Consider the following 15,011-nt stretch of genomic DNA (forward strand, 5'->3'; position numbering starts at 1 on the left):
CGCCGGCCAGGAGGCCGGTAACAGTTCGGTTGCCGTTGGGCGGGTACCCGTGCCGACCCTCCCATGGCCGGTAACGTGGCGCAGAACATCGGCGAATTGGCGGCATGGGGGCCGCCTTTGCCGGACCAGCAGTGTCAGCGGCGGGGTATGGGCGGCGCCACGTACGGCGCCAACGCGCGGGGCCGGAGATATCGGGTGCCTTCGATCATGGCGTTTCACAGCTGCCGCATAGCTGATGACAGGTCGTGCATAGGTCGTTGCGGAAGTATGCGGAGGCGAGCAACAAGCAACCAGCACCAGGAAATGTGAGCGGCGCCATAGGATTTTCAGTGAACTGCTAGCGAACACCGGGTGTACGTGCAGCTGACCGGGGGAACGCTGGTAGCCGAGCGAAGAGGTGGAGGGTCGGCCATGTCCAAGGTTGAGGTTGCCGCGCTGATCGCATTGTGCGCGGCGCTGGCATCGGCGGTGGGCGACGTTATTCGCCAACGATCCGCCCAGGAGATTACCGACAAGCAGGTAGGTCACCTGAGGCTTTTCGGCCTGTCTCTGCGCGACGGCCGGTGGTGGCTGGGCGGCGCGGCGGCGGTTCTCAATTACAGCCTGCAGGCATTGGCACTGGCGTGGGCGTCGGTGATGCTGGTGACCGCGTTGCAGGTCACCGCGTTGCTGTTCGCCCTGCCTATCTATGCGCGGTTCGCGCATCACCGGATCACCCGCTGGGAGTGGATGTGGGCGGTGGCCTTGGCGGCCGCGTTGGCGGTGGTCATCATTGTCGGGGACCCGGCGGCCGGCCACCAGCGCGCCCCGCTGCACACCTGGGTCATCGTCGGTGTGGTCCTGGGCCCGATCTTGGTGTCGTGCGTTCTTGCGGTCCGGTTATGCGTCGGTCGCCCCCAAGCGGCGGTGTTGCTGGCGGTGGTGTCGGGTGCATCGCTGGCGTTGTTCGCCGTACTGACCAAGGGTGTGGTGGAGGTTGCCGAAGACGGCCTGGGCGCGGTGCTGCGTGCACCGGAGTTCTATCCGTGGCTCTTGGCGGCATTGGCCGGCATGATTTTCCAGCAGTCCGCTTTTCGCGCTGGTGCGCTGACCGCCTCGCTACCTGCGATCACCGTCGCCAAGCCCGTGGTGGCGGCGGTTCTGGGCGTCACCGTGCTCGGCGAGACGTTGAAAGCCAGCGGCCCGGAGGCGATTGTGCTGGTGCTCGCGGTAGCGGCGGTGATCGCGGCGACCGTGGCGCTGGCCCGTGGTGAGGCCGCGACCATGGTTGCTCAGGCAGGGCGCGACAGGACACCGACAACGCCGCCGACGTCGTCGGCCAAGCGCGATGCCGGCGCCGGTCAGATCGCCGATCCCGTCGTGGTGGTCGACGGTCCGATTTGGGGATCGTCCTCCGTGTAGTCACCGCGGTGAGGTTGCCACGTGCCCGCGCCCGCCTGGTCCGTCCGCTGGGCGCGTTAGTTTGGTGGCGTGCTGGGCGCCATCGCGATCGTTCCGTCCGCGCCGGTGCTTGTTACCGAACTCGCCGGGACCGCGGCTGACGAGGTGGCCGACATCCGTGCGGCGGTGACCGCGGCGGCGGCCATGTTGCCGCCGCGGTGGGTTGCCGTTGGGATAGGCCCCGCCGACGGGGTTGTGGACCGCGATGCCGTCGGTACGTTCGCGGGTTTCGGCACCGACGTCCGCGTCCGGCTCTCGCCGCTGGGCGCCGACGAGCCTGGATCGCCGGCCGACCTGCCGCTGTGCGCGCTGATGACGGCGTGGGTGCGGGGCCGGGCACGGCCGGAGGCCGCCGCACAGGTCCGCGTCTATGCCGGCGACCACGATGTCGACGCGGCGCTGGCGCGCGGCAGAGACCTGCGCGCCGAGATCGACCGACTGCCCGATCCGATCGGCGTGCTGGTGGTCGCCGACGGCGTCAACACCCTGACGCCCCAGGCCCCGGGCGGTTACGACCCCGGCGGCGCCGATGTCCAGCTGGCCCTCGACGACGCGCTGGCAGCCGGCGACGTGGCGACGCTGAGCACGTTGCCACCGCGGGTCCTCGGGCGGGCGGCGTTTCAGGTATTGGCGGGCCTGACCGGAGCCGGGCCGCAATCGGCCAAGGAGCTGTACCGCGGGGCGCCTTACGGGGTGGGCTACTTCGTCGGCGTATGGCTGCCATGAGGCCACTGGCGATCATCGGGCCGACGGGTACCGGCAAATCGCAACTGGCGCTCGATATCGCCGACCGGCTCACCGGCGAGGTGGGCGCGGAAATCGTCAACGCCGACGCTATGCAGCTCTACCGCGGCATGGACATCGGGACCGCGAAGCTGTCCGTCGAAGACCGCCGCGGCATCCCGCATCACCAACTCGACGTCCTCGACGTCACCCAAACGGCGACCGTCGCGCGCTACCAACAGGCCGCCGCAGCCGACATCGCGGAAATCCTGGGCAGGGGAGCGCTGCCGATCGTGGTGGGCGGCTCGATGCTCTATGTCCAGTCGCTCCTCGACGACTGGACGTTTCCGGCCACCGACCCCTCGGTGCGCGCGCGATGGGAACAGCGGCTTGCCGAAGTCGGGGTGGGCGAGTTGCACGCCGAGTTGGCTCGCCGCGACCCGGCCGCGGCCGCGGTGATCCTGCCGACCGATGGGCGCCGAACCGTGCGGGCGCTCGAGGTGATCGAACTCACCGGGCGCCCGTTCGCCGCGTCCGCACCGCGCATCCGGGAGCCCCGGTGGGGCACGGTTATAGTCGGATTAGACTGTGCCACAATAATTCTCGATGAAAGATTACAGCGCCGAACCGACGCGATGTTCGAACAGGGCCTGGTTGCCGAAGTTCGCGCGCTGCTCGGTGAGGGCCTGCGGGACGGCGTCACCGCCGCACGGGCGCTGGGTTATGCCCAGGTGATCGCGGCGCTGGACGCCGGCGGGACCGCTGCCCAGCTGCGTGACGCGCACGAGCAGACCTACGTGGGCACCCGTCGCTACGTGCGACGGCAGCGGTCCTGGTTCCGCCGCGACCACCGGGTGCGCTGGCTGGATGTCAGCTCGGCCGACAGCCTGGTCGACCACGCGATCCGCGCCTGGCGGGACGTATCCTGATCTGGTGATGTTCGCCAAGGGCCACGGCACCGAGAACGACTTCGTGCTGTTGCCCGACATCAAGGCGCAGCTGTCGCTCGGCACTGCCCAGATCGCCGCCTTGTGTGACCGCCGCCGGGGACTGGGCGCCGACGGGGTGCTGCGGGTCACCACCGCCGAAGCCGCGGCGGCCGCCGGTGTGCTCGACCGGCTACCTGACGGCGTCGGTGCGGCCGACTGGTACATGGACTACCGCAACGCGGACGGGTCGGTAGCGCAGATGTGCGGCAACGGCGTGCGGGTGTTCGCGCACTACCTGCGTGCCAGCGGTCTGGAGCGCCGGGACGAGTTCGTCGTCGGATCACTGGCCGGCCCGCGGCCGGTCACCGTACACAGCGTCGATGCGAGCAACGCCGACGTCACCGTCGATATGGGCAAGGCCAACCGGATCGGCACGGGGACCGCTGTCGTCGGGGGTCGGCGGTTTCCCGGACTGGCCGTCGACGTGGGCAACCCGCACCTGGCATGCCTCGATCCCCGGTTGACCGTTGCGGACCTGGCGGCTTTGGACGTTGCTGCGCCGGTGAGCTTCGACCCGGAGCAATTCCCCGACGGGGTCAACATCGAGGTGCTGACGGCTCCGGTCGACGGCGTGGTGAGCATGCGGGTCCATGAGCGAGGAGTGGGTGAGACCCGTTCCTGCGGCACCGGGACGGTCGCCGCCGCCGTCGCCGCGCTGGCCGGCGCCGGGGCCGAGACCGGCACGCTCACCGTGAGGGTGCCCGGCGGTGATGTAGCCGTTACCGTCACCGATGCCACCAGCTTCCTGCGTGGGCCGTCGGTGCTGGTGGCCACGGGTGAAGTCAGCGGGGAATGGTGGCGCGCCCAACAGCGTTAATTGAGGTGCACGACACCGATTCAGCGTGCACTATTGCTAATTGCCTATGACATATCCCGAATTTCCCCACCAAGATCCGCTGGAGCCCAGCACCGGCGAGCTTGCCCTCGAGGACCGGTCGGCGCTGCGCCGGGTCGCAGGGTTGTCGACCGAATTGGCCGACATCTCCGAGGTCGAGTACCGCCAGCTGCGCCTGGAGCGCGTGGTGTTGGTAGGCGTCTGGACCGAGGGCAGCGCCGCCGACACCGAGGCCAGCATGGCGGAATTGGCGGCGCTTGCAGAAACCGCCGGCTCCCAGGTACTGGAAGGGATCATCCAGCGCCGCGACCGGCCGGACCCGTCGACCTACATCGGCTCCGGCAAGGCGGCCGAACTCCGCGAGATCGTCGTGGCGACCGGCGCCGATACCGTCATCTGCGACGGAGAGCTCTCTCCAGCCCAGCTGACCGCGCTGGAGAAGGCCGTCAAGGTCAAGGTAATCGACCGCACCGCGCTGATCCTCGACATCTTCGCCCAGCACGCCACGAGCCGGGAGGGCAAGGCCCAGGTGTCGTTGGCCCAGATGGAGTACATGCTGCCGCGGCTGCGGGGCTGGGGCGAGTCGATGTCGCGACAGGCCGGCGGCCGCGCCGGCGGCAGCGGCGGCGGAGTGGGTCTGCGCGGTCCCGGTGAAACCAAGATCGAGACCGACCGCCGCCGCATCCGCGAGCGGATGGCCAAGCTGCGACGCGAGATCAAGGACATGAAGCAGGCCCGCGACACCCGGCGCAGCCGTCGGGTGCACAGCGACCTGCCGTCGATCGCCATCGTGGGCTACACCAATGCCGGCAAGTCCAGCCTGCTCAACGCGCTGACCGGGGCCGGGGTGCTGGTGCAGGACGCGCTGTTCGCGACGCTGGAACCCACCACCCGGCGCGCGGAGTTCGACGACGGCTCGGGCCGGCCGGGCCGTTTCCTGCTCACCGACACCGTCGGCTTCGTCCGGCATCTACCCACCCAGCTGGTGGAAGCGTTCCGCTCCACCTTGGAAGAGGTCGTCGACGCGGATCTGCTGGTGCATGTCGTCGACGGCGCTGACGCGAACCCGCTGGCCCAGATCAACGCGGTGCGTCAGGTGATCTCCGAAGTGATCGCCGACCGCGGGGCTGACGGCGGGGAGGCGCCGCAGGAACTGCTGGTGGTCAACAAGATCGACGCCGCCAGCGACCTGGCGTTGGCCAAACTGCGTCACGCGCTGCCTGGCGCGGTATTCGTGTCGGCCCGCACCGGAGACGGTGTCGACGCGCTGCGGCGGCGGATGGCCGAGCTGGTAGCTCCCACCGACGCCGCCGTGGACGTCGTGATTCCCTACGACCGTGGCGACCTGGTGGCCCGCCTGCACTCCGACGGGCGCGTCCAGCACGAGGAGCACAGCGTCCACGGCACCCGGATCAAGGCGCGGGTTCCGGTGACGTTGGCCGGGCGCCTGCAGGAGTTCACGGTCCGCTGAGTTGCGCCGAGACTGGCCCCGGCGTGTCGCATCCGCGGTGGCCAGGTCGCGCGAACGGATCACTGACCTGACGCGCCGATTGAGGCACCAGACAGTCGGCGGCTGCCGACCAACCGGCTGGTTGGTATATGTTGGGCAGCAGAGTTCGCTTCGCCGGAGGTTTTCATGGGCAGTGCCATCAAGTACCAGCGCACGCTGTTCGAACCCGAGCACGACTTGTTTCGCGAGTCCTACCGGGCCTTTCTGGACCGCCACGTGGCGCCGTACCACGATGAATGGGAAAAGGCCAAGATCGTCGACCGTGGGGTGTGGCAGGAGGCCGGCAAGCAGGGTTTCCTCGGCATGGCGGTGCCCGAGGAGTACGGCGGCGGCGGTAACCCCGACTTCCGGTACAACACGATCATCACCGAGGAGACCAGCGCCGGGCGCTACAGCGGCATCGGCTTCGGGCTGCACAACGACGTCGTGGCGCCCTATCTGCTGGCGCTGACGACCGAAGAGCAGAAGCAGCGCTGGTTGCCGAAGTTCTGCAGCGGCGAGTTGATCACGGCGATCGCGATGACCGAGCCGGGAACCGGCAGTGACTTGCAGGGCATCAAGACTCGCGCGGTCAAGCACGGTGATCACTACGTGCTGAACGGCTCGAAGACATTCATCACCAACGGGATCAACTCCGACCTGGTGATCGTGGTCGCCCAGACCGACCCCGAGAAGGGCGCGCAGGGCTTTTCGCTGCTCGTGGTCGAGCGCGGGATGCAGGGGTTCGAACGCGGCCGCCACCTGGACAAGATCGGGCTGGACGCGCAAGACACCGCCGAACTGTCGTTCACCGATGTGAAGGTTCCGGCCGAAAATCTTCTCGGCGAAGAAGGCATGGGATTCATCTATCTGATGCAGAACCTGCCGCAGGAACGTATCTCGATCGCCATCATGGCGGCCGCCGGAATGGAGGCCGTGCTGGAGCAGACACTGCAATACGTCAGGGAACGCAAGGCTTTCGGCAAGCCGATCGGCAGCTTCCAGAACAACCGGTTCGTGCTCGCCGAGCTGGCCACCGAGGCCACCGTGGTGCGGATCATGGTCGACGAGTTCATCGCCCTGCACCTGGAAGGCAAGCTGACGGTCGAGCAGGCCGCCATGGCCAAGTGGTATTCCACCGAGAAGCAGGTGTACTTGAACGACCGTTGTCTGCAGTTGCACGGCGGTTACGGCTACATGCGCGAATACCCGGTCGCCCGCGCCTATCTCGATGCGCGGGTGCAGACCATTTACGGCGGCACGACCGAAATCATGAAGGAGATCATCGGCCGCGGTCTGGGTGTCTAGCCGCCCTGGCGGCTCATCCGTGCGCTTCGTGTGCGTCGTGGGCGCTGCGCAACAGCGCCGTCAGCTCTTCTTCCTGCTTGGTCGGTGCGCGATACCTTGTTGAGAGCGAGTCGATCTCGTGTTCGGCGGCCAGCAGCGCCGCGAAGATCTTCTCGCGTTCGGCCGGATCCGCCTCGTAATGCAGGTCGAGATATTCCAGGGCGTGGCGGCGTGCCCGGGCGACGGCGTTTTGCCTGCGTCCGCGGGCCGAGAACACTGACGCCACGGTGGTGATGAACAGGACGGCGACGATCACCGTCAACGACGTCGCCGTCGTGATCTCTACGATCGGCACCGGCTTGCCGTCGTTGATGAAGGGAACATTGTTGTCGTGCAACGCTTCCAGCATCAACTTCACGCCGATGAAGCCCAGGATCGCGGCCAGTCCGTAGGACAGGTAGATCAGCCGGTCCAGCAGATTGTCGATCAGGAAGTACAACTGGCGCAGCCCCAACAGCGAGAAGGCGGTTGCGGCGAACACCAGGTAGACATTCTGGGTCAGTCCGAACAGCGCCGGCACGGAATCGAACGCGAACAGCACGTCACTGCCGCCGATGGCGATCATGACCAGCAGCAGCGGCGTCATCACCCGCTTGCCGTTTTCGATGACGAACAATCGGTCGCGGTTGTAGTCCGGGGATGTGCGCAGGAACCGGTTGGCCAGCCGCAGGATCAGGTTGTCATTGCGGGTTTCGGGCTGTTCCGGTTTGGCGAGGTTACCCGCCATGACCAGCAGACCCAAGCCGAACGCGTAGAACGTCCAGTTGAAGTTGTCGATGAGCGCTGCCCCCAGCAGGATGAATCCGGTGCGTGCGACGAGCGCGAACGCAATACCGAACAACAGCACCTTCTGCTGAGCGACCCGCGGAACCCCGAAGCTGCTGATGATCACCAGAAACACGAACAGGTTGTCGACGGATAGTGCCTCGTTGCTCAGGTAGCTCGCCAAGTACTCGATTCCCATGGCAGCGCTGCCGAAGACGGCCACCGCGATACCGAACAGCACGGCGATACCGATGAACATCGCCGACCACAGCGCGGATTCCCGTAGCGTCGGGCCGTGCGTATGTCGTACGTGGAAGAGGTAATCCACCAGCATGAGGGCCGTGATCATGACGATCGTGAGGACCCAGACAACTACGGAAACACCCATGTCAGCTGGGTATCCTCTCGTGGGGTCAGTCGAGCTGGGCTCTCGGGCACGGTAGCGTACAACCGGTGCGGGCCGAGTTGCAGTTCCTCGCGACACGCAGGCGATCCGGCATCATTTCGGAATCAGCTGGGTATCCGTTTTCGGAATATTTACGATTTGACTTCGCATTTGTCGTTCGCTAGAGCAAAGTTATGCGGGCCCGGCGACGATGCGGAACGTAGCTGGGGGACGGCCCACAGGTGGGAAATCCGCCAGCTCGCGGCGCGGGCAGGGCATCGGCTGGGAGGCTTGGTGAACGGGCAGAGAGGTCAATTGAGCAGGCTGGTCGGGCGTGCGTGGCTCAGCTTGGCGGCTACGGTGCTGGCTGTCGGGCTGCTGGCGCCTACTGCGGCAGCGTCTCCGATAGGTGATGCGGAAGCCGCGATGATGGCCGCGTGGGAGAAGGCGGGGGGCGAGACATCGACGCTCGGCGCGCGCAAAGGTGACGTCTATCCCGTCGCGGATGGGTTCGGCCTGGACTTCGACGGCGGCAAGATGTTCTACACCACGGATACGGGCGCCAAATATCTGTACGGCCCGGTCCTGGCAAAATATGAGGCGCTGGGCGGGCCGGCCGACAGCGATTTGGGATTTCCCACCATCAACGAGGTTCCCGGCCTCGCCGGCCCCGACAGTCGGGTGAGCACCTTCTCTGCCAGCGACAACCCGGTGATTTTCTGGACGCCCGACCACGGCGCCTTCGTGGTGCGCGGCGCGATGAACGCTGCGTGGGACAAGCTCGGCAGCTCTGGGGGCGTGCTGGGTGCCCCGGTCGCCGATGAAACCTACGACGGCGACGTCGTGTCCCAGAAGTTCACCGGCGGCGAAGTCTCCTGGAACAAGAAGACCAAAGATTTCACCACCAACCCGGCGGTATTGGCTGATCAGCTGAAGGGCTTGCAGGTGGCGCTCGACCCCACCGCCGCCATCAACATGGCCTGGCGCGCCGCCGGCGGCGCCGCCGGACCGTTGGGTGCCAAGAAGGGCGCGCCGTACCCGATCGGCGGTGACGGTATCGCCCAGGACTTCGTCGGCGGCAAGATCTTCTTCAGTCCGGCCACCGGTGCGAACGCCGTGGAGGGCGCGATCCTGGCCAAATACGAGTCGTTGGGCGGTCCGGTCAGCAGCGACCTTGGCTTCCCCATCGCCAACGAGTCCGACGGCGGCATCACGCCGGCCAGCCGGATCGCGGCGTTCTCCGCCGCGGACAAGCCGGTGATCTTCTGGACCCCTGATCACGGCGCCTTTGTGGTGCGCGGAGCGATGAAGGCGGCCTGGGACAAGCTCAAAGGTGCCACCGGCAAACTGGGGGCGCCGGTCGCCGACCAGACCGTTGACGGCGACGTGGTGTCGCAGAAGTTCACCGGCGGCAAGGTGTCCTGGAACCGTGCGAGCAACACCTTCACGACCGACCCGGCGAACCTGGCGCCGCTGCTGTCCGGGCTGCAGGTGTCCGGGCAGAATCAGCCCAGTACGTCGGCGGCTCCATCGCACGGCAAGAAGTTCACCTGGCACTGGTGGTGGCTGGTGGCCGTGGTGCCCGTCGTCCTGCTCATCGTGATGTTCGTGTTGGTCGCGTTGGGCGTGCGCCGGCGGCGCACCGGCCAACCCGACGCCTACGAGGCCTACGAGCACGAGCAGGATCGCGATGTGGAGGCCGGCTACGACGGCGCCGGTGGGCGCTGGCCGCACGACGACATCGATTTCGGCTCCGAAGACTTCCCGGCTGACGACCAGCACCTGCAGGAACATCGCGGTCCGGAGACCGGGGCGGCGTCGCGGGTCAGCTGGCCACGGGGCGCCGCGGCCGGCGCTGCTGTCGACGAATATGCCTCTAGCAGTGGCGAATACGGCGGCGATGCCCTGCGCGCGTCGGATATGGGCTTCGAGTTTGACGACGAAAATCCTGACGCGGTGGATACCACGCCGACGCCCATCGTGACCCGCGCCGACCTCGCAGAGGCGGCGGTTCCCGAGCCCGACGTTCCAGAAACCGTGACCGGGGAACCCGTGGTACCAGCACCATTCGCGCCGGAAGCGGCGGTTCCAGAAGCAGCGGCTCCCGAAGTGGCCGTGCCGGAGACCGCGGTTGCCGATGCCGCCTTCCCGGATGCTTTCGCCCCGCGCGCTGCCTCCGCCGATGCCGGGCCCGGCTACGCGGAGGTCGCCCCGGAGGCATTCCCGGAAGTCTTCCCGGAGTTTTCAGCTCCGCAGGGGAGGACGGGGCGCCACGCTGCCGCAGAGCCTGGTGATGAGCCGCAAGCGCCGGAATCGGCTCTCACGCCCACGGTTGCTTCCGGGCCCAGCCCGGCTGTGCGCCCGACCATCCACATGCCCCTGGACCACGACCCATACCAGGCGCCAGAGGGATATCCGATCAAAGCCAGTGCCCGATTCGGCTTGTATTACACGCCCAGCAGTGCGCTCTATTACGACACGCTCGCCGAGATCTGGTTCGCCAGCGAGGAAGCGGCCCAAGCCAACGGTTTCATCAAAGCGGACTAGGAATCCGGCTCCCGGCGATGTCTGCCGGGTAGCGTTCGGCCCTATATCTTGCGGATCACAGTGACGACCTTGCCCAGCACTGTTGCGTCGTTGCCGGGTATCGGGTCGAAGGACGGATTGTGGGGCATCAGCCACACCTGACCGCCTGCGCGTTTGAAGGTCTTGACGGTGGCCTCGCCGTCGATCATTGCCGCGACGATGTCGCCGTTGTCGGCAACGTTCTGCTGTCGCACGACCACCCAGTCGCCGTCGCAGATCGCGGCTTCGACCATCGAGTCGCCGACAACCTTGAGCAGGAAAAGCGTCCCCTCGCCGACGAGCTCGCGCGGCAACGGGAACACGTCTTCGACCGCTTCCTCGGCAAGTATCGGGCCGCCGGCAGCGATGCGCCCGAGGACCGGGACAAAGGTGGGCTCGGGCAGGGCATCCGAGCCGGCGACCTCGGTGACCGCCGCCGGTGTCACGACGTCTTCGACCCCGCGGACGTCGACCGCACGCGGGCGGTTCGGGTCACGCCGCAGATAGCCCTTGCGCTCCAGAACACGCAGTTGGTGGGCTACCGACGATGTCGACGTCAAACCGACGGCGTCGCCGATCTCGCGGATGCTGGGGGGATATCCGCGGTTGGTGACCGAGGTGCGGATGACGTTCAAGATGGTGCGCTGTCGCTCGGTGAGTGTGGAGTCCACGGAGCTGACTGAGGGGGCGTTGCTGTCGCTCATGGCACTGAATGTAACCCGACGACGCCCGAGAATCAAACATGTGTTCGACCGGTGTGTCGGAGGCGGTTTTGACGGCTGGCCCAGCCCAGTCCCAGCCCAGTCCCAGCCCGTTCGTAGTCCGTCCGCGCCCGGCTGACCCGCTGAGGTGCTGAATTACAAAAGCGTAATTATTCGCGGGTTCGGGTATCCGTGCCTCATGACGGCGATGGCGACCGACCGGCCTTGTCGGTGGCACGGTCTAGCGTTTTGTTCGCGCGACACGCTTCGATCAAATGTTCGGCAGTCGAACATACAATCGACTATGGTGTCGAACACACGAGCGACGAATTCTCGGGCGGAGGAAACGAACATGACACTCATGCAGGCATTCCCGACGCGTACCCGTGGCGTGCCCCTGCCGGTCAACAGGCCGGTCAACAGGCCTGCTGGTGAGCCGGTTGGGGCCCGGGGCGGGACGGCGCCGCGGCGGCGGCCGGGGCCGTGCCGGCCGGGTGGCGCGGCGCTGCGCTACCAGAGCACTGGCCTAGCGATCTCGACGGCTCCGCATCGCAGGCGTCCCGTCTCGGTGGCGACCACGGTGGGTCTGGCGGTCCTTGCCGGGATGATCACGCTATGGCTGGGCCTGATGGCGCATTTCGGGGAGCTGGTCAACAGCAATTACGCGGATTCGCCGGCTCCCGTGCCAGACCGGCTTGCCGTGGTGCGAGTAGCGGCCGGTGAGTCGTTGCAGGACGTGGCGGCCCGGGTCGCGCCCGATATGCCGGTCCGTCAGGTTGTCGAACGGATCCGAGAACTCAATGACCTGGATTCGTCGATGCCTGTCGCCGGGCAGACGTTGATCGCGCCGGTCGGCTGACGACACCATGCAGGATGGCAGCGAAAATCGCTGCGCACCAACGTTTCCGAGATGCCGCGGAATCGAGCATGCGTGGATGGCAACGGCGTTGGCAGTGCGCGGGAGCGCGCAGGTAGTCTCGGAGAGGTCTGAAACACCGGGATGCCACGACGGCGAAGGAGCGGCCATGCATTGTCCGTTCTGCCGGCATCCCGACTCGCGGGTGATCGACTCACGGGAAACCGATGAGGGCCAGGCAATCCGGCGGCGCCGGTCGTGCCCGGAATGCGGGCGGCGTTTCACCACGGTGGAGACGGCGGTCCTGGCTGTGGTCAAGCGCAGCGGGGTCTCCGAACCGTTCAGCCGGGAAAAGGTCATCAGCGGGGTGCGCCGGGCGTGTCAGGGCCGCCACGTCGACGATGACGCGCTGAATCTGCTCGCCCAGCAGGTGGAAGACACCGTGCGGGCGGCGGGGTCGCCCGAGGTGCCCAGTCACGACGTCGGCCTGGCCATCCTGGGGCCGCTTCGCGAACTCGATGAGGTTGCCTATCTGCGTTTCGCGTCGGTATACCGGTCGTTTTCGTCGGCCGAGGATTTCGAGCGGGAGATCGAGGCCCTGCGCGCGCACCGCAAGGTACCGACTTCGCGCTGATTCGGGCGCCACGCCGTTAGGATCCCTGTCATGCCTCCCGAGCTGCACCCCGATCTTCGACCTTTGGAGCCATTGCTGGGCACATGGGTCGGTCGGGGTGCCGGTGAATATCCCACGATCGAGCCGTTCGAGTATTTCGAAGAGGTCGAGTTCTCACATGTCGGCAAGCCGTTTCTCGTCTACGGGCACAAGACCCGCGCGGCGGATGACGGCAGGCCATTGCATGCCGAGGCGGGTTACCTGCGTGTTCCCCAACCGGGCCACGCGGAGTTGGTCTTGGCGCATCCCAGCGGCATCGCCGAAATCGAGTTAGGCACGTATTCGGTGGGCGACGACGCCGTGCACCTCGAGTTGGCCACCACAACCATCGGATTGACGCCCACTGCAAAAGAGGTTACGGCGATCACCCGTTCCTTCAGCGTCGCCGGCGACGAGCTCTCGCACTCGTTGCGGATGGCCGCTGTCGGGCAACCCTTACAGCACCACGTCGCCGCCTTGTTGCACCGCCAGTGCTGACGTCAAACCAGTTGCATCACACCGTCATCGGCGACCAATCCGGCAACCGTGACCCAGCCCTCGGCGCTCCACGTCGTCTTGAGCACCGATCCCTTGCCCTGCGTGATGGTCAGGTCGCGGCTTAGATAGTCGGTGATCCGCATGGCCGCCGAACCGGTCGCTTCGTCTTCCTCGACCCCCAGGTTAGACGCGAACATCCGGGCCCGTAGGGCGCCGGCGGGCTCGTCGGTCCAGGTCCACAGGTAATGCGAGGTGTCGTCGGAGAAGTCGTCGGGGTCCGCGGCCGCCAGGGCATCGAGTGAGTCGAGATGATGGATGGCCAATTCGGGTGCCCATTCGGCCCGTGCGCTGATGGCGGTCAGGTCGTTGTCATAGCTGACCTGCACCAGACCGGCCGGCACGTGCAGCGTCTTGATCGGCATTCCGCGCTCACGCAGCCACCACGACACACCCACGATCGGATGTCCGGCGAACGGAAGGCTGGTGCGGGGAGTGTGGATGGTGGCGTGGGCGGTGTGCGAGCCGGCGGCCGGGAGGTCGACGAAAATGGTCTCGCTGTAGCCCAATTGGTTTGCCAGGTGCTGTCGGTCGCGGGGTTGGACCCGGCTCGCGTCGACTACGCCGAGCGGATTGCCGAAGTTCCCCTCGGAGTCGGTGAACACCCGCAACACCGTTACCTCGATGCCCATGGCCCGACTGTACGACGCCGCGCGAATCGATGACGGCCGGGTTGATCAGGTGGCGCTGCGTTCGTCGGAACCCATCGCACTGAGCACAGCGATGCGGGTATCGGCCGGGCCGGAAACAGCTCCTTCGCCACCGCCGCTACGAAGCAATTCCCGAAGCGCGGCCTGATCGTATTCGGCCGGTTCGGTGCTGTCGATGAAGCGTTGCACGGTGTCGATGAAGCGGGCGGGATCGTCATGGAACGGGAAATGCCCGGAGCCCTCGAAGATTTCCAGGTGCGAGCCGGGCATCGCGGCGTGTGCCAGCCGGGCGTGGTGGACGGGGACCACGACGTCGCGGCTGCCCCAGATGATCTGCACCGGGATGGCCTGGGTCAAATAGCATCGGTCCAGCATGGTGACGATCTGCCCGCGCCAGTCCACCACGGCGCGCAGTGTGCGCGTGAACGCCGACGAGGCCGTCGGCTCGGGTAGGTCGTCCAGGATTCGCAGCACATTGGGCAGGTCGCGGCCTAGGGCGGTTGAGCCGATCGCCAGCCCCAGTACCCGCCCGACCACCTGAACGGTCGGCCGCACCATCGGCAACCGCAGCAATGCCAGCGCCTCGGCGCCCAACGGCAGCGAGGCCAACCGGAACACCACGTTGACGTCCTTGGTGACGCCACCGGCACCGACCAGGATCAGCCGGTCGACCAGCTGGGGAAACTGGTAGGCGAATTGCATCGCCACGCCGCCGCCGAGCGAATGACCGATGACGGTCACCCGCTCGACGTCGAGCACGCTGAGCAGGTCGCGCATGCCGTTCGCATAGGCGGCCACCGAGTAGTCGGCGCGCGGCTTATCGGACTTTCCATGACCCAACAGGTCGGGAGCAATCACGGTGAACCGCTGCGCAAGCTTGGCGTGGATGCCGGTCCAGGTCGTCGAATTGTCCCCGATGCCGTGGACCAGCAGGATCGCCGGCCCGGATCCGGCGATCCGGAACGCGCGCTTGTAACCGTGAATTGTGCGGAACTGCAGCGAAGGCGCCGTAATTTCGCGCACTGGGCGAAGATTGCGCTTCCGCTCGGTCATTCGCCA

14 protein-coding genes are annotated in these 15,011 nt (G+C 66.7%); 10 read left to right on the plus strand and 4 right to left on the minus strand.

Annotation, left to right across the window (positions count from 1 at the left end):
- Positions 1-411 precede the first annotated feature (411 nt).
- The 6 genes from MKAN_RS24095 to MKAN_RS24120 all read left to right on the plus strand — a co-directional run bounded on the left by MKAN_RS24095 (position 412) and on the right by MKAN_RS24120 (position 6,784).
- Entirely contained in the window at positions 412-1,401 is a 990-nt protein-coding gene (locus tag MKAN_RS24095) for a DMT family transporter (protein WP_023372564.1), read from the plus strand.
- Positions 1,402-1,470: 69 nt separating this feature from the next.
- Positions 1,471-2,166: a class III extradiol ring-cleavage dioxygenase family protein gene (locus MKAN_RS24100; protein WP_023372565.1), complete on the plus strand. Its 696-nt coding sequence runs from the start codon at positions 1,471-1,473 to the stop codon at positions 2,164-2,166.
- Positions 2,163-3,092, plus strand: coding sequence for a tRNA (adenosine(37)-N6)-dimethylallyltransferase MiaA (gene miaA / locus MKAN_RS24105; RefSeq protein ID WP_036392075.1), 930 nt, complete (start codon positions 2,163-2,165; stop codon positions 3,090-3,092). The genes MKAN_RS24100 and miaA overlap by 4 nt, the downstream gene beginning before the upstream one ends.
- A gap of 4 nt (positions 3,093-3,096) precedes the next feature.
- Positions 3,097-3,969: a diaminopimelate epimerase gene (dapF, locus tag MKAN_RS24110; RefSeq protein ID WP_023372569.1), complete on the plus strand. Its 873-nt coding sequence runs from the start codon at positions 3,097-3,099 to the stop codon at positions 3,967-3,969.
- Between the two features lie 46 nt (positions 3,970-4,015).
- Complete coding sequence (gene hflX, locus MKAN_RS24115) at positions 4,016-5,458, plus strand: GTPase HflX (RefSeq protein WP_023372571.1); 1,443 nt, start codon at positions 4,016-4,018, stop codon at positions 5,456-5,458.
- Between the two features lie 165 nt (positions 5,459-5,623).
- Positions 5,624-6,784 carry an acyl-CoA dehydrogenase family protein gene (locus MKAN_RS24120; RefSeq protein WP_023372573.1) on the plus strand — a complete coding sequence of 387 codons (1,161 nt, stop codon included), beginning with the start codon at positions 5,624-5,626 and terminating at the stop codon, positions 6,782-6,784.
- Positions 6,785-6,797: 13 nt separating this feature from the next.
- Here MKAN_RS24120 and MKAN_RS24125 read toward each other — a convergent pair whose 3' ends face one another.
- Entirely contained in the window at positions 6,798-7,976 is a 1,179-nt protein-coding gene (locus MKAN_RS24125; RefSeq protein WP_023372575.1) for a TerC/Alx family metal homeostasis membrane protein, read from the minus strand.
- A 291-nt stretch (positions 7,977-8,267) separates the two neighbouring features.
- On the opposite strand from MKAN_RS24125, the gene MKAN_RS24130 reads away from it, so the two are divergent.
- A complete protein-coding gene (locus MKAN_RS24130; RefSeq protein ID WP_023372577.1) occupies positions 8,268-10,520 on the plus strand; it encodes a sunset domain-containing protein in 2,253 nt (750 codons plus the stop codon).
- 41 nt (positions 10,521-10,561) lie between these two features.
- Here the strand turns inward: MKAN_RS24130 and lexA are convergent, their stop codons facing one another.
- Positions 10,562-11,242 (minus strand): transcriptional repressor LexA, encoded by a 681-nt coding sequence (gene lexA / locus MKAN_RS24135; protein WP_023372579.1) that lies wholly within the window; start codon positions 11,240-11,242, stop codon positions 10,562-10,564.
- 349 nt (positions 11,243-11,591) lie between these two features.
- Here lexA and MKAN_RS24140 point away from each other — a divergent pair, with 349 nt between their 5' ends.
- The 3 genes from MKAN_RS24140 (at position 11,592) to MKAN_RS24150 (ending at position 13,245) form a co-directional block, all read left to right on the plus strand.
- Positions 11,592-12,098: a LysM peptidoglycan-binding domain-containing protein gene (locus MKAN_RS24140; protein WP_036444416.1), complete on the plus strand. Its 507-nt coding sequence runs from the start codon at positions 11,592-11,594 to the stop codon at positions 12,096-12,098.
- A gap of 166 nt (positions 12,099-12,264) precedes the next feature.
- Complete coding sequence (gene nrdR / locus MKAN_RS24145; protein WP_036391381.1) at positions 12,265-12,729, plus strand: transcriptional regulator NrdR; 465 nt, start codon at positions 12,265-12,267, stop codon at positions 12,727-12,729.
- Positions 12,730-12,759: 30 nt separating this feature from the next.
- Positions 12,760-13,245: a peroxynitrite isomerase gene (locus MKAN_RS24150; RefSeq protein ID WP_023372585.1), complete on the plus strand. Its 486-nt coding sequence runs from the start codon at positions 12,760-12,762 to the stop codon at positions 13,243-13,245.
- Between the two features lie 2 nt (positions 13,246-13,247).
- On the opposite strand, the gene MKAN_RS24155 is transcribed toward MKAN_RS24150, so the two are convergent.
- Both MKAN_RS24155 and MKAN_RS24160 read right to left on the minus strand, forming a co-directional pair.
- Positions 13,248-13,934: a PhzF family phenazine biosynthesis protein gene (locus MKAN_RS24155; RefSeq protein ID WP_023372587.1), complete on the minus strand. Its 687-nt coding sequence runs from the start codon at positions 13,932-13,934 to the stop codon at positions 13,248-13,250.
- A 45-nt stretch (positions 13,935-13,979) separates the two neighbouring features.
- Positions 13,980-15,005, minus strand: a complete 1,026-nt coding sequence (locus tag MKAN_RS24160) for an alpha/beta fold hydrolase (protein ID WP_023372589.1) — start codon at positions 15,003-15,005, stop codon at positions 13,980-13,982.
- Positions 15,006-15,011: the final 6 nt, after the last annotated feature.

It is taken from the genome of Mycobacterium kansasii ATCC 12478, from assembly GCF_000157895.3.
Classification (GTDB): domain Bacteria; phylum Actinomycetota; class Actinomycetes; order Mycobacteriales; family Mycobacteriaceae; genus Mycobacterium; species Mycobacterium kansasii.